Annotated in this window: 12 protein-coding genes; 9 read left to right on the top strand and 3 right to left on the bottom strand. The window is 31.3% G+C overall.

All coding sequences use genetic code 11. From position 1 onward, the window contains the following. The 9 genes from FDT66_RS14145 to FDT66_RS03155 all read left to right on the top strand — a co-directional run. Positions 1-2417, top strand: a 2417-nt coding sequence (locus FDT66_RS14145; protein ID WP_246034738.1) for a gliding motility-associated C-terminal domain-containing protein, incomplete at its 5' end; no start/stop codon positions are given. Between the two features lie 20 nt (positions 2418-2437). Then, entirely contained in the window at positions 2438-3349 is a 912-nt protein-coding gene (locus FDT66_RS03190; RefSeq protein ID WP_138534691.1) for a PorP/SprF family type IX secretion system membrane protein, read from the top strand. Between the two features lie 16 nt (positions 3350-3365). After that, positions 3366-5351, top strand: a complete 1986-nt coding sequence (locus FDT66_RS03185; protein WP_246034736.1) for an OmpA family protein — start codon at positions 3366-3368, stop codon at positions 5349-5351. A gap of 218 nt (positions 5352-5569) precedes the next feature. After that, positions 5570-9043, top strand: coding sequence for an isoleucine--tRNA ligase (gene ileS, locus FDT66_RS03180; RefSeq protein ID WP_138534690.1), 3474 nt, complete (start codon positions 5570-5572; stop codon positions 9041-9043). A gap of 4 nt (positions 9044-9047) precedes the next feature. Next, a complete protein-coding gene (locus FDT66_RS03175; protein ID WP_138534689.1) occupies positions 9048-9425 on the top strand; it encodes a TraR/DksA family transcriptional regulator in 378 nt (125 codons plus the stop codon). A gap of 109 nt (positions 9426-9534) precedes the next feature. After that, positions 9535-13590 carry a T9SS type A sorting domain-containing protein gene (locus FDT66_RS03170; RefSeq protein WP_138534688.1) on the top strand — a complete coding sequence of 1352 codons (4056 nt, stop codon included), beginning with the start codon at positions 9535-9537 and terminating at the stop codon, positions 13588-13590. Positions 13591-13605: 15 nt separating this feature from the next. Next, the gene (locus FDT66_RS03165) at positions 13606-14259 is read left to right on the top strand and encodes a hypothetical protein (protein WP_138534687.1); all 654 of its coding nucleotides are present in this window, start codon (positions 13606-13608) and stop codon (positions 14257-14259) included. Between the two features lie 35 nt (positions 14260-14294). Then, positions 14295-14912 (top strand): lipoprotein signal peptidase, encoded by a 618-nt coding sequence (locus FDT66_RS03160; RefSeq protein ID WP_138534686.1) that lies wholly within the window; start codon positions 14295-14297, stop codon positions 14910-14912. Positions 14913-15021: 109 nt separating this feature from the next. After that, the gene (locus FDT66_RS03155) at positions 15022-15627 is read left to right on the top strand and encodes a DUF4230 domain-containing protein (protein WP_138534685.1); all 606 of its coding nucleotides are present in this window, start codon (positions 15022-15024) and stop codon (positions 15625-15627) included. A gap of 67 nt (positions 15628-15694) precedes the next feature. Here FDT66_RS03155 and FDT66_RS13985 read toward each other — a convergent pair whose 3' ends face one another. The 3 genes from FDT66_RS13985 to FDT66_RS03145 all read right to left on the bottom strand — a co-directional run bounded on the left by FDT66_RS13985 (position 15695) and on the right by FDT66_RS03145 (position 18985). Continuing rightward, complete coding sequence (locus tag FDT66_RS13985; RefSeq protein WP_171032301.1) at positions 15695-15862, bottom strand: hypothetical protein; 168 nt, start codon at positions 15860-15862, stop codon at positions 15695-15697. A gap of 26 nt (positions 15863-15888) precedes the next feature. Continuing rightward, on the bottom strand, positions 15889-18285 hold the full coding sequence (locus FDT66_RS03150; RefSeq protein WP_138534684.1) for a T9SS type A sorting domain-containing protein: 2397 nt from the start codon (positions 18283-18285) through the stop codon (positions 15889-15891). 103 nt (positions 18286-18388) lie between these two features. Beyond that, positions 18389-18985 carry a phage tail protein gene (locus tag FDT66_RS03145; protein ID WP_171032300.1) on the bottom strand — a complete coding sequence of 199 codons (597 nt, stop codon included), beginning with the start codon at positions 18983-18985 and terminating at the stop codon, positions 18389-18391. Positions 18986-19123 lie beyond the last annotated feature (138 nt).

Below are 19123 nucleotides of genomic sequence, written 5' to 3'. Positions count from 1 at the left end.
ATCCAAACCCACTAGACCCAACAGTGGCAGATGATGTATTAACGGTTGTAGAAGGAGTTCCAGGAACAATAAATATCTTAACAAATGATGATTATTTACCAGGTCCAAATACTACAATAGTAGATGCAGGAACAGGAACAGCTACAGGAGTTGTAACATTTGATCCATTAACAGGAGAAATGACGTACACACCAGCAGCTGGAGAAGAAGGAACAACAGTAACCGTAGATTATACAGTTTGTAATACAGCAGTAAATCCTGCAGTATGTAAAACTGCAACAGTTACCATTACAGTTCAGTCAGATAATGACAAAGATGGCATTCCAGATGTCACAGATCCAGATGATGATAACGATGGTAATCCAGATGTTACTGATCCAAATCCATTTACACCAACAGTTTCTGATGATACATTACTTGTTACTGTAGAAACACCAGGTGTAGTAAATGTATTAGCAAATGACGATTTCTTACCAGGAACTAATACTACAATTACAAACGCTGGTACTGGAACAGCTCAAGGTTTAATAAGTTTCAATCCTTTAACAGGTGAAATGACTTACATTCCAATAGCAGGAGAAGATGGTCAAACAGTAACTGTAGATTATACAGTTTGTAATTCAGCAGTAAATCCTGCAGTATGTAAAACAGCAACTGTAGTCATCACAGTAAGAGGAGATAATGATGGTGATGGTATTCCAGACTTAGTAGATTTAGATGATGATAATGATGGTATTCCAGATTTAGTTGAACAAAATGGAGATCCATTAAGAGATACAGATAATGACGGTATTCCAGATCATTTAGACTTAGATTCAGATGGTGATGGTGTGAATGACGTTATCGAGTCAGGAAGTGGAGCATTAGATCAAGATAGTGATGGAGTTATTGATGGTTCAGATACAGGATCAGGAGCCAACGGTTTATTTGATGGAGTAGAAGATACACCAGAAAGTGGTGTCTTAGATTACACTCCAATAGATACAGATAACGATGGTATTCCAGATTTCCAAGATACAGATGATGATGGAGATGGAGTTGCAACAGAAGATGAAGACGTTGTAAATGCTAATGGTGATCCTAGAGATGATGATTCAGATAACGATGGTATTCCAAACTATTTAGATACAGATGATGATGGAGATGGAGTTGCAACAGAAGATGAAGATGTTGTAGTTTCAGATGGCGATCCAACAAATGACGATACAGATGGAGATGGTATTCCAAACTATTTAGATACAGATGATGATGGAGATGGAGTTGCAACAGAAGATGAAGACGTTGTAGTATCAGATGGCGATCCAACAAATGACGATACAGATGGCGATGGTACACCAAACTATTTAGATACTGATGATGATGGAGATGGMGTTGCAACAGAAGATGAAGACGTTGTAGTGTCAGATGGCGATCCAACAAATGACGATACAGATGGAGATGGTATTCCAAACTATTTAGATACAGATGATGATGGAGATGGAGTTGCAACAGAAGATGAAGACGTTGTAGTGTCAGATGGCGATCCAACAAATGACGATTCTGATGGCGATGGTACACCAAACTATTTAGATACAGATGATGATGGAGATGGAATTGATACCAAAGATGAAGATGCAAATAATGATGGAGATCCAACAAATGACGATGATGATTTAGATGGTATTCCAGATTATTTAGATGATAAAGACTCAGATGGAGACGGAGTTCCAGATTCTGTAGATTTAGATGACGATAATGATGGTATTCCAGATGTAATCGAAAATGGAGGAGACAATAGTTTAGATACAGATGGAGATGGTATCCCTGATCATTTAGATACAGATTCAGATGGAGATGGTATGACAGACCTTGAAGAATCAGGTTCAGGAGCACCAGATGCAGATGGAGATGGAGTAATTGATGGTTCAGATGTTGGTTCAGGAGATAATGGTTTATTTGATAATTTAGAAACATCTAAAGACAGTGGAATCCTTAACTATCTTGTTATAGATACAGATGGAGATGGTAAAAGAGATTTCCAAGATACAGATGATGATGGAGATGGAGTTTTAACTAAAGACGAATTTATGTTAGATTGTGATGGAGACAATATTCCTGACCATTTAGACATAACCAACTGTGATTTAGTTCCAGATGCATTTTCTCCAAACGATGATGGTGTAAATGATACATTTGTAATTCCAGCGTTATCAAAATATCCTAACTTTAAGTTAGAAATTTATAACAGATGGGGTAATCAAGTATATGATTATGAAAATAGAGGTAAAACAAGTCCAGATTGGTGGAATGGTTATTCAACAGGAAGATTAACTCTAAATGATAGTAAACCAGTACCAGTTGGAACTTACTATTACATCATATACTTTAACGATGGATCAAGAAAACCAATTACGGGTTGGGTATATTTAAACAGATAAAAAAGATAAAGGCAATAAAAATGAAAAAACTTATAGTAATAATTGCAGTTGTATTATTTACTGTTTCTGCAAAAGCGCAACAAGACCCACAGTATACACAATATATGTATAATATGAACATCATAAACCCAGCTTATGCTGGGTCATATGATGCCATGAGTATAAACTTATTGGGTAGATCGCAATGGGTAGATATTGATGGTGCACCAAGAACATTAACAATGGGTATAAATTCACCAGTAGGTAAAAATGTTGGTTTAGGTTTATCAGTTATTGTGGACGAGATAGGTCCTGTGGAAGAACAGAATGTTTATGGTGATTTCTCATATACTCTTAAAGTTGGCGAAAATGCAAAATTAGCATTAGGTTTAAAAGCAGGTTTCACGTTTTTTAATATTTGTTTGCCATGTTTAAATACCGTAAATGGAGGAGACCAAGCCTTTGTAAATCAAAATGCAAATAAAGTAATGCCAAATATTGGTGCAGGAGCATTTTATTATACAGATAAATTTTATGCAGGTTTATCGATACCAAATATGTTAAAAACATTTCATTTTGATGGATCTCAAACTACAAGAGCATCTGAAACTAAACATTTTTTCTTTACATCTGGTTATGTATTCGATTTATCAAATGATGTAAAATTAAAACCATCAACAATGATAAAAGCAGCAGAAGGATCACCGTTATCAATAGATTTTTCTGGAAATGTTTTATTATACGATAAATTAGAATTTGGTCTTTCTTACAGGTTAGATGAATCTGTTTCCGCATTAATAAATGTTAGAGCCTCAAGAAGTTTAAGAATAGGTTATGCTTATGATTATACGTTAACAAATCTAGGTAACTTCAATTCTGGTTCTCATGAAATTTTTGTACTATTTAATTTCGATTTTGACAGAAATAAAATTAAATCACCAAGATTCTTCTAGTTTTAACAATACAATTATGAAAAAAACAATACAAATTACAATCGTACTTTTATTCAGTTCTTTAACCATACTTGGGCAAACTAAAGAAACTAAGAAAGCAGACACCTATTTTGAAAATTTATCCTATGCTTCAGCAGCTGTAGCTTATAAAAAATTAGCAAAGCAAAATCCAACAGAACATGTTTTAAGAAGACTTGGAGATAGCTACTACTTTAATGTAAAAATGCAAGAAGCATCAAATGCATATGAGCAGTTGTTTAACAAATATCCGAATCAGAATGCAGAACATATTTTTAGATACGCACAAACTTTAAGAGCAACAGGAAATTTTGACGAATCAGATACTTGGATGAAAAAGTTTCATCAAGAAAACAAAAATGATTCAAGAGGAATTAATTTTACCAATCCTGAAGCAACATTAAACGAACTTACAAATGGCAAACCAAATTATACTGTAACCAATTTAAGAAGTATTAATACTGTTAATTCAGATTTTGGAGTAACAGATTATGGAAACACAATTATTTTCTCTTCTCCAAGAAAAAATAACGTATTTGTAAAAAGAAACCATACAAGAAATAACAAAAACTTTCTAGATATTTACAAGGTTATAAAAGACAAAATCAGCTCAACAGCAAGTGCAAATTCGAATGTAAAACCTATGTTTACAGACGAAATTAACTCTAAATATCATGAATCTTCAGTTGCGTTTTCTCCAGACAGACAAACAATGTATTTTACAAGAAATAATTATGTAAAAGGCAATTACAAAACAGATTCAGATGGTTATAATAATTTAAAAATATTACGTGCTGAGTGGGTTTATAACGAATGGACAAATATAGTGGAGCTTCCTTTTAATAGTGATGAGTATTCGATAGGTCATCCATCAGTTAGTAAAGACGGTACAAAACTATATTTTACTTCAGATATGCCAGGAGGTATAGGAGCAACAGATATTTACGTAACAACTATTAATACTGATGGTACTTTCGGAGCTATTCAAAACTTAGGTCCAACTGTAAATACAGAAGGTAGAGAAATGTTTCCTTTCATTTCAGATGAAGATGTATTGTATTTTTCTTCAGATGGGCATTTCGGAATAGGAGCATTAGATGTTTTTGCAACTAAAAAAGAAAAAGGAGAATACAAAACACCTGTAAACTTAAAAGCACCAATAAACTCTCCTTTAGACGATTTTGCATTTTCAATAAATCCTATAGATAGAACAGGTTATTTATCTTCGAATAGAGAAGGTGGAGTTGGAGATGATGATATTTATGCGGTTGTAGAATTAGCAAAACCAGAAGTAATCGAAGTAAAACCACCATGCATGCAGGTAGTTTCTGGAGTTGTAAAAGACAAAAAACTTCAACGCTTATTGCCCGGAGCAAAATTAGTTTTAAAAGATGCAAAAGGTATTGTGGTTAAAGAGGTTTTTGCAGATGCAAACGCAACATTTACTTTTACATTACCATGCAATCAACAATACACTTTAAATGCTACAAAAGAATACTATAAACCAGATACAGCTTCTTTTGTTACCACAGAAAATAAAGAGTTAGAGCTTGATTTAGACTTTGCATTAGACATTATATCAGATTTTGCTTATAATGAAAGAGGAGAACTAATAATAAAAATAGAACCAATTTATTTTGATTATAACAAATCGAATATTAGACCAGATGCTGCAATAGAATTAAATCAAATTGTAAGTATCATGAAAAAATATCCAAAATTGGTTATTAGATCTAGTTCACATACAGATGCAAGAGGAAAAGCAAGTTACAATGAAGCTTTATCAGACAGAAGAGCACAATCTTCAGTAGCTTACATTGTAGAAAAAGGCATAAATGCTGATAGAATTTCAGGAAAAGGCTTTGGAGAAACAAGATTAGTAAATAATTGTGTGGATAATGATAACCATACAAATCGTGTAAAATGTACTAACGATCAGCATCAAGCAAACAGAAGAACAGAATTTGTAATTGTAAAAATGTAACAATTAATTTACTTGAAACATAAAAAAGAGTCTTTATTAAAAGACTCTTTTTTTTATGTCATAAAACTAAGAATTACAATAAAATCCCTAATTTTGCAATCTTATCAGAAAAAAGATAAAATGAAAGCGAAAACTTTAATTTTTAATAGATTACATATTCAAAATAATCTTCATAAAAATTCAAGTTTACATCTGACAAATAAATAAAAAATAAAAAAATACAGATGAAATTTCCTGAATATAAAGGTCTTGATTTACCAAAAGTAGCAGAAGAAATTCTAAATTATTGGGAAGAAAATAACATTTTTGAAAAAAGTGTCACTACAAGAGAAGGTGCAGAACCTTACGTGTTTTTTGAAGGTCCACCTTCAGCAAACGGTCTTCCAGGAGTGCACCATGTATTAGCGCGTGCTATCAAAGATATTTTTCCACGTTACAAAACCATGAAAGGTTACCAAGTAAAGCGTAAAGCTGGTTGGGATACACATGGTTTACCAATTGAATTGGGGGTAGAAAAAGAATTAGGAATCACCAAAGAAGATATTGGAACCAAAATTTCAGTAGAAGATTACAATGCAGCTTGTAGAAAAGCAGTAATGCGTTATACAGATATTTGGAACGATTTAACCCAAAAAATGGGTTATTGGGTAGATATGGACAATCCATATATTACTTATGAACCAAAATATATGGAATCTGTTTGGTGGTTATTAAAACAGATTTACAATAAAAATTTAATTTACAAAGGCTATACAATTCAGCCATATTCACCAAAGGCAGGTACAGGTTTAAGTTCTCACGAATTAAATCAACCAGGAACGTATCAAGACGTTACAGATACTACAGTTGTTGCACAATTTAAGGCGATAGAAAATACACTTCCAGATTTTTTACAAAATGAAGGAACTGTTCATTTCATAGCTTGGACAACAACACCTTGGACGTTGCCAAGTAACACAGCATTAACGGTTGGTCCAAAAATTGACTACGTTTTAGTTGAAACTTTTAACCAATACACATTTGAACCAACAAAAGTTATTTTGGCTAAAAAACTGGTATCTAAACAATTTGACAAAAAGTTTGTTCAAGTAGAAGATAAAACAGCGTTAGAAAGCTTTAAAAAAGCTGATAAAAAAATACCTTTCTACATTGTTAAAGAATTTATTGGTAAAGATTTAGTAGGTATTAAATACGAGCAATTATTAGATTATGTATTGCCAAACGACAATTCTCAAGATGCTTTTAGAATCATATCTGGAGATTTCGTTACTACAGAAGATGGAACAGGAATTGTACACACAGCACCAACATTTGGAGCAGATGATGCTTTGGTTGCCAAACAAGCAGTTCCAGAAATTCCACCAATGTTGGTCAAAGACGAAAATGGTAATTTAGTTCCGTTAGTAGATTTACAAGGTAGGTTCAGAAAAGAAGTAAAAGATGATATTTACGGTTTTGCTGGTGAATATGTAAAATCAGAATATTTAAATGAAGCCGATTTTGAAACAGAATTAAAAATTCAACAAGAAAAATTAACGGACGTTTTAAAAAATCAGAAAGAATATTTATCTGTTGATGAACGTTTAGGTTTAAAACTAAAGAACGAAAATAAGGCTTTTAAAGTAGAAAAATACAAGCACAGTTACCCAAATTGTTGGCGTACAGACAAGCCAATTTTATATTATCCATTAGATTCTTGGTTTATAAAAGTTACAGATGTAAAAGACAGAATGCATGAGTTGAACAAAACCATCAACTGGAAGCCAGAATCTACAGGAACTGGACGTTTTGGAAACTGGTTGGCGAATGCAAACGACTGGAATTTATCACGATCTAGATATTGGGGAATTCCATTACCAATTTGGAGAACAGAAGATGGTAAAGAAGAAATTTGTATTGGTTCTGTAAAAGAATTAAAAGAAGAAATGACGAAAGCTGTGGAAGCTGGAGTTTTAGCAAAAGATATTTTTGAAGATTTTGAAGTGGATAACAATTCCGAAGAAAACTATGCAAAAATAGATTTACACAAGAATATTGTTGATGATATTGTGTTAATTTCAGCTTCAGGAAAACCAATGAAACGCGAAAGCGATTTAATTGATGTTTGGTTCGATTCTGGTTCTATGCCTTATGCACAATGGCATTATCCGTTTGAAAATAAGAATAAAATTGATGGAAACAAATCTTTTCCAGCAGATTTTATTGCAGAAGGTGTAGATCAAACAAGAGGTTGGTTTTACACATTGCATGCAATTGCAACCATGGTATTTGATTCTGTTGCTTATAAAAATGTAGTTTCTAATGGTTTGGTGCTAGACAAAAATGGACATAAAATGTCTAAGCGTTTAGGAAATGCAACAGATCCGTTTACAACATTGTCAACTTATGGAGCAGATGCCACTCGTTGGTACATGATTTCAAATGCAAATCCTTGGGATAATTTAAAATTCGATTTAGAAGGAATTGAAGAGGTAAAACGTAAGTTTTTTGGAACACTTTACAATACATATTCTTTCTTCTCATTATATACAAATATTGATGGTTTTTCTTACAGCGAAGAAGATATTGCTTTAGAAAAAAGACCTGAACTAGACAGGTGGATCTTATCAGAATTACATACTTTAATAGCTAAAGTTGATAAATTTTATGCTGAATATGAGCCAACAAGAGCTGCAAGAGCAATAAGCGACTTTACGCAAGATTATTTAAGTAATTGGTATGTTCGTTTAAGTAGAAGACGTTTTTGGAAAGGCGATTATCAAACAGATAAAATTTCTGCATATCAAACTTTATACACATGTATGGTTACTATTGCAAAATTAAGTGCTCCAATTGCTCCATTTTTTATGGATAAATTGTACCAAGACTTAAATTCTGTAACAGGTAAAGAAACTTCAGAAAGTATCCATTTATCAGATTTTCCAAAATTTGATAAAAGCTTCGTAAACAAATATTTAGAGCGTAAAATGGAAAATGCACAAACCATTTCTTCTTTAGTGTTATCATTAAGAGCAAAAGAAAAAATAAAAGTGCGTCAACCGTTACAAAAAATTATGATTCCTGTTGATAGTAATCAGCAAAAGGAAGAAATTTTAGCAGTTGCCGATTTAATTAAGCACGAAGTAAATATTAAAGAAGTTCAAATTTTAGAAGATGCATCAGATATTTTAATCAAACAAATTAAACCTAATTTTAAAGCTTTAGGACCAAAATTTGGTAAAGAAATGAGATTTGTTGCGGCAGAAGTTCAAAAATTTACACAAGAAGATATTAACAAAATAGAGAAAGATAAAAACATTTCTATACAAGTTAATGGAAAAAATATTACTTTGGAACTCGCAGATGTAGAAATATCATCAAAAGATATAGAAGGTTGGCTTGTTGCAAATGAAGGCGGTTTAACAGTTGCTTTAGATGTTACCATTACAGACGAGTTGCATAAAGAAGGTGTAGCTAGAGAATTGGTAAACAGAATTCAAAATGCACGTAAAGACACTGGTTTAGAAGTTACTGATAAAATTAAATTAACGGTATTAAATTTCGAAAACCTACAACAGTCTATAAACGATAATAAACAGTACATCATGAGTGAAACATTAACCGAAGATTTGGTTTTTGTAAACGAATTAAATAACGGTACAGAAATTGAATTCGATACCATAAAAAGTAGAATATTAATAGAAAAAATGTAAGATTATGCCAGATGTTAAATTAAAATATTCGGATGAAGATTTACAAGAGTTTAAAGAAATTATCAATAAAAAAATAGCAAGAGCAAAAGAAGATTTAGCATTGCTAGAAGCATCTTATAAAAATGATGCAAATAATGGTACAGATGATACTTTGTCTAACTTTAAATCTTTTGATGAAGGTTCTGAAGTAATGAGTAAAGAAGCTAATGTACAATTGGCTATCAGACAAGAAAAATTCATAAGAGATCTTAAAAATGCTTTGTTACGTATAGAAAACGGAACCTATGGTATTTGTAGAGCTACTGGAAAATTAATTCAAAAAGAACGTTTAAAATTAGTACCTCACGCAACGTTAAGTATTGAAGCAAAGCGTAAGCAATAATTACATAATTATATCTTTTTAAAAATCTTTTAATATTAGAAATCTTATTCTAGTATTAAAAGATTTTTCATTTAATTAGAAATGAGATAATTATCTTATTTTTGATATTATGAAAAAGAGTTTTGTATTTATTGTCATCATTTTTATTGGCATATTAATTTTTAAAAATCAATATGAAAAAGAAACCAATGCATCAATTAAAGCAAAACATCAAAAATTTGTAAAAAACCACCCACTACAAAATAATTTAAAACTTTCTAAACAAGAAAGATTAGATTTTGGAATACCACCCAACAAATATTTAGAGCAGTTGTATTTACTGCAAATAAATCCTCATACAGGAAGAACTCATCCAGAGAATATATACAAAGTACAACAAGATTTAAAAAAACAAAGAAAGCTACAAAGAAGATCTCCTGGAGACGCTATAGATAATCAATGGACAGAAAGAGGTCCAAATAATGTTGGTGGAAGAACAAGAGTAGTTATGTTTGATCCAAATGATCCTACACACAAAAGGGTTTTCGCAGGTGGAGTTTCTGGAGGGTTATGGGTAAATGATGATATAACAGATGTAAATTCATCTTGGACAAATGTAGGTATAGAAGAAAATCTTTCGGTTACTTGTATGGCTGTAGACCCTAATAATTCTCAAATAATGTATTTGGGTACAGGCGAATTATATCAGCCTCAACATGCTTTAGGGAATGGAATCTGGAAGTCTTCAGATGGTGGTGCAACTTGGAATAATATTTATAACATAAGAGGAACAACTACTGTATCTGGATCTATAGAAGTACCAGGAACTTACTTTATGACAGATATTATTGTTAGAGATAAAGATGGTAATACAGCCACAACAAATGATTCTGAAGTTTTTGCTGCCATTGGTGCAAGTTTTTACAGTTCAAATCCAATAAATACAAATGTTGGAAAAGATAGTTATGGTATTTATAAATCTACTGATGAAGGAGCAAATTGGACAAAAATAACGTTAGATGTAAATGGAAATAGTGTTGCACCTAATGATTTTGAATTAGATGTTAACAATACACTTTGGATGTCTACAACTAGAAATGTTTTTGGAGATGGAGGAGGACAAATTTACAGTAGTACAGATGGAGCTTCATTTATATTAAAACATACAATTCCAAATGGAAGAAGAACAGAAATAGCAGTTTCAAAATCAAATGCAAATAGTGTTTACGTTTTAGGCGAAGTTTATACGGTTGATGGTTCTAATAATGAAATTTCACCTTTTTTATCTATTTTAAAAACTACAGATGATTTTGCTACAACTCCAACACCAATTTCACTTCCAAATGATGCTACTTCAAATATATCAGCAGACGATTTTACAAGAGGACAAGCTTTTTATGATTTAGTTATAGAAGTAGATCCTAATAACGATGCAATTGTTTATGTTGGAGGTATAAATTTATTCAGAACAGCAAACAGTGGAACTTCTTGGGAGCAATTATCAAAAAATACAATATCTGGTACTTTACCTGCAATAACGGTTTCGTACGTTCATCCAGATCAGCATAGTTGGGCATTTCATCCTACAAATTCTAATATAGCAGTCATAGGAAATGACGGAGGTGTTTTTTATGCATCTTCACTATCAGCAGCCACAAATAGCTCAACAGCAATAGAAGAAAGAACAAAAGACTACAATACAACGCAGTTCTATAACGCTGCCATTAGTCAAACTACAAGTCCAGAATATATTGTTGGAGGAACACAAGATAATGGAGTTTTATTTTTTAACGAAGCAACAAGTAGTATTAATTCTGCAACAATACCTTTAACAGGTGATGGAGGTCATTGTTTTATCGATAAAGATGGAGTTTATATGATTGTATCTAAATTATACAACAATATTTATCGTTACGATTTGCCTTATACAGGCACAGTAGTTACAATAGCATCAGACAGTAATACAGGAAATTTTTTCAATGCAAGAGCTTTAGATGAAAATTTAGATATTTTATACTCAAATGGGAATACTCATTTAGCTCGTTTTACAGATATTACTACTAATTCACCTGTAAGATTTAATATAACAAATCCTCTTATAAGTAATATTTCAGCCATAAAAGTATCACCTTATACAACAACTTCCTCAAAAGTTTTTGTAGGAACAAGAGCTGGTAAAGTAATTAAAATAGACAATGCAAATACAGCCACACCAACATTTACAGATATTTCATCAAGTTCTTTTTTAGGAAATATTTCCTCTATTGAATTTGGTGCTACTGAAGATGAAATTATGGTTACTTTTTACAATTTTGGGGTAGAAAGTATTTGGTTTACTACAGATGGAGGTATCAACTGGAGCACTAAAGAAGGTAATTTTCCCGACATAAATGTAAGATGTATTTTAATGAATCCATTAAATAATGATGAAGTAATTATAGGTTCAGAATTAGGCGTTTGGAATACAAACAATTTTAGAGATGCTTCGCCAAATTGGGAACAATCTTATAACGGAATGTCTGATGCAACTGTAACTTCTTTTAGTTTAAGAACTTCAGACAATACAGTTTTAGCATCAACTTTTGGTAGAGGTCTCTTTACAGGAAAGTTTACAGGAAACGTTTTAACAACTTGGACAGGTGCAGAAAATGACTCAGACTGGGTAAAGTTAGGCAATTGGTCTCATGGTGTACCAACAGCTTCTATGGACGTTAAAATACCAAATACCACCTTTAAACCAGCAATAAATGCAGCAATTACAGTAGCAAACCTTTCTATTGAAAAAGATGCATCTTTAACAATAAACGCTGCAAGTTCATTAAGCCTATCAGAAAATTTAACCAATAATGGTACACTTACAATCAACTCCACTTTAGCAAATTCTGGTAGTTTAATTGTAGAGGGAAATTCATCAGGAAATATTGTTTACAACAGATTTGTGGGCACAAACTGGCATTTGATAAGTTCTCCAGTAATTAATCAAGTGTATGATAATGATTGGATTTTAGCAAATTCAATTGCATCAGGTAGCGAAAACACAAACCAAAGAGGAATTGCAAAATATAATAATAATTCAGGTAGTTGGTATTATATGTTGGCAGGTGAATCAGCCACTTTTAACAAAGCTGAAGGATATTCCACACTAAGAACAACTTCAGGAAACTTGGCTTTCGAAGGAAACCTACTCACAAACGATACTACAAAAGTAATTTCTAACGGAACAGCTAATTCCTTTAATTTAGTTGGTAATGTTTACGCTTCATATATACCATTAAATGCTAATGCAGATGCCACTCATAATTTTTTAGATACAAATGTTGCTGCTTTAGAAGAATTGACTGCTTGGTTTTGGAATGGAAATTCTTACGTACCTTATAATCATATATCAAATTCACGATTTATAGCTCCAGGTCAAGCATTTTTTTTAAAATCTAAAACAGGCAGCAATTTAATTTCTTTCACGAAAGAAATGCAACAGCATCAAAACACAACAGCTTTTCAAAAGCAACCATTAAAACCAACAATAAATATTTTTTTAAGTAGTAAAACAAATAAAAAGCATAGCACTATTTATTATTTAAAACAGGCTACTAAAGGGTTTGATAATGGTTACGATAGTACTATTTACTCAGGACTATCTAGTAACTTTGAAGTTTATACTTCGTTAGTTTCGAATGAAAAAGAATTGAATTTGGCAATACAATCAATTCCTGAAGAATACTCCACAATAATACCTATTGGAATTATTGCAGAAGCTAATAAAGAGTACGCTATTTATATTTCATCAAAAAATATAGAAAAAGGAAAAAATATATATTTAGAAGATAAAAAATTAGGTGTTTTTACATTGATGAATGATGCAAAAACAACATATAAATTTACAAGTGACAAACCAATTAACGGTTTAGGTAGGTTTTATTTACATACTACTACTGAAGTTTTAGGTGTGGAAAATAATACTTTATCAAGCTTTAAATTGTATTATGCTGATGATAAAATTCATTTTTCAGAACTTCCTTCAGGAAAAAAAACAATAAAAATTTACAATTTAATTGGTAAATTATTGTTTGAAGAAAGTTTAGTTTCGCAAAATACTATTTCTGTTAGTAATTTGCCAAAAACGGTTTATATTGTTCAAATAGAAACAGAAAATGAAACAATAAAGAAAAAAATAATTGTCAACTAACAAGACGTATTTCTTATGAAAAGTAATTTTTTACTTTTGTTTTTATCAATTTCATCAATTTTATGCGCTCAAAAAGAAGTAATTGAAAAGTTTCAAGCTACTTCTAATAGAATAGAAATTTATACAACAGGTTTAGATGATTTTGTGATAGAAAACTCTAATTCTGATTTCGTAGAAGTTTATTTAGTTGCAGAAAATTCTAACAAACAACACATTGTTCACAAAGAGAAGTTTAATACACTTCAAATAAAATTTAATATTCCAGAGGTATTAGAAAAAGAAATAATTTTCAGAAAATTTATAACAAAAAGATTGCAAAGAGCTCGTGCAATAATTAAAATTCCAAACCATAAAAAAGTAGTTGTTTTTGGTGAAGATATTTATATAGAATCTAAAAGTTTAGCTTCAGAATTAGATATTTTTATAGAAAACGGCGTTCTAAAGCTAAATACAGTTCAAGCAAATACAAATATAAAATTGTATTCTGGTACAGTTTCTGCCAATTTAAAAAACACCAATATCAACCTTGTTTCTGATACAGGAAACCTTACAATAAACGATAAAAATTACTTCGAAAAATATAAAAAGCGAGGGGCAAAAAACTTGATAAATTTTAACGTAAACTCAAAAAAAGCGAATATTGTGTTAACTACTAAAATAACACAATAATATTGTTATTTTTGCAAGCACAAATTCAATTAAAAATGTCAAAAAAGACACTGGCAATACTTACGGTTTTAATCGCTATAATCTTAGATCAGGTTATAAAAATTTATGTAAAAACACATTTTGCATTAAATGAAGAAGTTGTTGTTTTCGAATGGTTTAGAATCCATTTTACCGAAAATAATGGAATGGCAATGGGTATTGAGTTTGGTGGTAAAGCTGGTAAACTTTTTTTAACTTTATTTAGAATTGTAGCTGTAGGTGCCATTATATATTGGTTAAAAGGTACTATAAAACGAGTTGTTAATAATGCAGTAGTTGTGGCAATCGCACTAATTTTAGCAGGTGCTATTGGCAATATAATTGATTCTGTTTTTTACGGAGTAATTTTCGACGATTCTTACCATAAAGTAGCAACCTTATTTGCAGCAGAACCTTATGGAACTTTATTTCATGGTAAAGTAGTAGATATGTTTTACTTTCCTATTTGGCAAGGAGTTTTACCAGAATGGATTCCTTTTAAAGGAGGAGACCATTTTACGTTTTTTCAGTATATTTTCAATCCTGCAGATGCTTATATTACCATAGGTGTTGTGTTACTTTTTATTTTTAATAAGCAAGCTTTCCCTAAAGAAGAAAAAAGTATTAAAGCTTAATTTTTTTTGAAATAACAACTATCATAAACTATTTACTAGGTAAGTAAATTGGTTATTGTTTTTTTTAATTGTTATATAATTTTCTTAACTTTAGAATTATAAAAAACGTATGCGCTTTTTAAAATACATTGCTGTTTTTTTACTAGGTTTTCTTATTGCGAAATTTTGGTATGAATCAAAAATCGAAAATCACAAAAAGGAAGAGGTACAGGTAGTTGTAAATTCAGTTAAAAACTTGAGCAAATTGGTTGTTGCTAGTGGAAATTTTTCTGAAGTTTATAATTATTCCGATTCTAAAAAATATTTTTACAACTATCTTTCATTTGATAAAAAAGCTATCGTAACTGTAAATGCGAAGGTTGAAGTTGGATATGATTTATCGAAACTTGAGATACAAATAGATAGTTTGGAAAAGAAAATTTACATCAATAAAATTCCTAATGAAGAAGTTGTAATTTCTCCAGATATAAAATATTTTGATTTACAACAAAGTAGTTTTAATACATTTTCTAAAAGAGAATTGAACACAATAAACAAAAAAAGTGTTGAGAAAATCAAACAAGCAATTGAACTTACCAGCTTAAAAAAGAAAGCAAAAGGAAGGTTGTTAGAAGAGCTTTCTAAAATATACCAACTCTCAGCAATTTATAATTGGAAGATTATAGACAATACCAAGTCTGAATTTTTAATTGATTTTTCAAAAATGAAAAACTAAAAAAAACCGATACAAAAAGTATCGGTTTTAGTAACTTAATATTTTCAAAAAATATATAATTTCCTTTTTAAAACCCTGTTCCTGGAGCCTCAGGACTTTGTGCTTGTGCTTTTTGTGGGTTTAAAATTAGATAGGTTCCCAATGCTGTTAAAGCAGCATATTTACCATAATTCCCTATTTTTTTAATTGCTTGCTTACGAGTAATTTCTTGAGTGTTTTTATCTTGTTTTTTCATGATGTTTTGTCTTAAAATTATCGCTATTATTCTAAAATTATTTTTTGTGTCAACTCCCCTTTTTCTGTTATAAGTTTAACCAAGTAAACTCCTTTAGATAAATTTGGTAATTGAACATCATTTATTCCAGAAGATTTGAAAGAAGTGCTTAACACCTGTTTTCCTAAAATAGAAAATATAGAAATTTTAGCTTTTTCTTTATATAAACCATTAATTCTTATTGTATTACTGTTTATTTTATAAACACTTACATTATTTAAATTTACACTTGTATCTACACTTAAAGCAGCACTTGTAGTATGTAAATAGAATCTTCCAATTCCGTTTTGAGTAGTATTTAATGTAATTTTGTAATTACTATTTGATTCATCTATTCTTGTAAAAGTATTATTCTCTTTGTCTTCTATAAAAATTTTTAAACCATCAGGAAAATTATTAGCATGTAAAGAAAAAGTAATTTCTTTTCCTTTTGATGCATTTATACCAACAGGTACAATCATACTATTGTAATCTACGTTTGGAAGTGTTTGTATAGCAAGATTTTCACCTTTACTATTGGTAACTAATTGGGTATACACAGCAAATGGATTTGCAACACCACTAAACATAGAACTGTCATAACCATCATCAAAACCTGTAGTTTTATTTTTGATATAAAAAATTTCTGTGTTTTTTACACTTATACCATCAGTTATAGAAAGTGTAATTTCTGGTCGTGGTTCTTGTTTTAAAAATGTATCTCCACCCACATGAGTTTGCATAGCTTCTGTAAAAGTAACATTACCTGTATTTAATGCTTTTACAAAAAAGCCTTGACCTGGAGCTACTTTATAAGCTGTTGCACTATTTTTTGTAATGTATTCTCCTACTCCGCCATTAGCCTCTGTGTCCCAAAGCCATATCGTTTTTTCTGTTAATCTAGTACCAGGTACGTTATCTAAAAATGTTCCACTATTAATATAAGAGGGATAAGGATTACCAATGGCATTAAATTGATCTCCAGTAGCATCTACTTGAATCGAAACCCCTGCATTGTTTGTGTTTACAGAACCGCTGAAATTTAAAGTACCCGCAATTGATTTTTTTAAAGTATATCCTTTGGCATTTGTGAAGAAACCAGGAGTATCTGTATTAAGATAATAGTTCCATTTAAAGGTAGCAGCATTTGTATTTATGTAAGGAGCAATACCACGTTTTGTTCCGTTTGTAGCTACATCACCAAAAAAATCGTTGATATTTTTACCATCTACAGGAGAGGCTACCAAGTGCCACCCTTGTGTACTTATTCCTGATGTAGTTAAAAACCTATGATAATCTACATTTCCTACTCCAGATTGTGTTCCTTTTAAAATAAAAGAACCATTAGAAGTTGCATCAGAATTTATAGTAAACGTTCCATTTTGAGATAAGTTGCCCTCTATAGTTAAAGAACCTCCTGTGTTTATTGTTAATGAAGAAGAGGTTTCTATAGTAATATCATTAGCAACTGCATTGGTGCCAGAATTTATTACAGGTAGAATTGTAGTATTAGGAATAACCAAATTATCTGTTAGAATAGGAATTGTATTTGGACTCCAATTACTAGCATCTGCCCAATTAGAATTTATACCCAACCAACCTTTTCCTGTTGTTGTAAAAGTAGCAACAGTACCATAACTTGTTCCTTGTCCGTTTATAGCATAAGCATTAAAAGAATATTGAGTACCGGCTGCTAAACCTGTAATAGATTCTGAAAATACTCCTGTTCCTGTTCCGTTTGTATCTTGTATAACGTTTGCTCCTCCAATTGTTGGGTTTGCATTTTCGCTTGTAATTGAATATACGATACCTCTATCTGTTATTGCATCTCCACCATCTGCTGTAATATTTCCTGCTAGTGTTGCAGAGGTATTTACAACAGAACTTGCTGCAGTTGTTGTAACTGTTGGTGCTGTTACTGCAATACCTAAAACAATATCATCTATACCAAAGCTTTCTGTACCACCACCACTTAAAGTAATATTAATAACTGTAATATTGGTCCAATTAAGAGTTACAACCTCACCTGCAGATTGAGTAATACCTTCTGTAACTATTGAGTTACTACCTCCAGTAGGTGTAAATACTATATTAGATTCACCTCCACCATCAGCATCTGCTATAAACTTGAAAATACTTAAAACATTTACTGCTGTACTAAATGTAATAGTCATAGAAGCACTATTATCTGAATTTTGTGTAAAAACGACATTTCCAGAAGAGCCATCAAAACCTCCACCATTAGCTAACTGAGCATCATTATTAGAAGTTGTAACAGTAGCAGTAATACCACCTAAAGTTTCTGTAACATTAGTGCCATTATCAGTAGCTGTTTCCCAATTAAAGGTCTGTGAAATGGATGTCTGGGCGATTAATAGAATTAATAAAAAAGTAATTTTTTTCATAATATAACTTGGTTATGAGTTTAATAATAAAGATGAAAAAAAGAGAAAGTATAAAAAAGAGTATTTATACCTGTTTTTTTTTGCTTTCTCTTTTTGTAAAGTATTAATTTCTTGAAGGAAAGATGCCTTGTAAAGCAATTAAATAGTTTACAGTTTCAAACGGTTGCATATTATTATGAGCTTGACTTCCACCGTTATTACCAATGGTAAGTCCTGCATTTCCACTAATGGTTTGTCCGTTTATTGTACTGCCTGGTGTTGCTGGACCAAAATTCTTTGTTTTTTCGACAGTTAACCCATCAGGATAATTACCTATAGCTGGTACGTCACCAGCTTGTGGAGTTTCATTTACACCATTTTCTGTACTTAATAGAATGTGCTGGTCTTGTGCAGCATTATTAATAGTAGTGTGGTTATGAGAGGGCATTTCTGAAAGTGATAAATTGTGGTATTCTTGACCGCCTCTAGCTCCCAAAACTCTAGGAGTTAATCCATTACCATTACCATAGTGCATAGGTACTCTACCTCTTAAATCTGGTAATGCAAAAGTGGTTCTTCCATCTCCACCATAAGTGGTTCCTATAATAGAAAAAAGAGCTGTATTTTGTGCAATAGACATTAATTGTCCGTCACATTTTGCCCAGCCTCTAATAGTAAAGTTTCCTACAAATGCCATAATTTGGCCAATAAATGGTTCCATAATAAATAAATTTTTAAGTTAATAAGTTTAGTTTGTATACTTTTATACTTTCCAAATGTATTCTTAACTTATTAGTTATTTAAGAGGGTATATTCTTAAAAAGGAAAAAGGGCATAAATACGAATTTAACAAGTATTT

The organism is Polaribacter aestuariivivens, assembly GCF_005885675.1.
GTDB lineage: Bacteria > Bacteroidota > Bacteroidia > Flavobacteriales > Flavobacteriaceae > Polaribacter > Polaribacter aestuariivivens.
The sequence above is the reverse complement of the archived record's forward strand: the minus strand, read 5'-3'. Positions and strand labels throughout refer to the sequence as shown.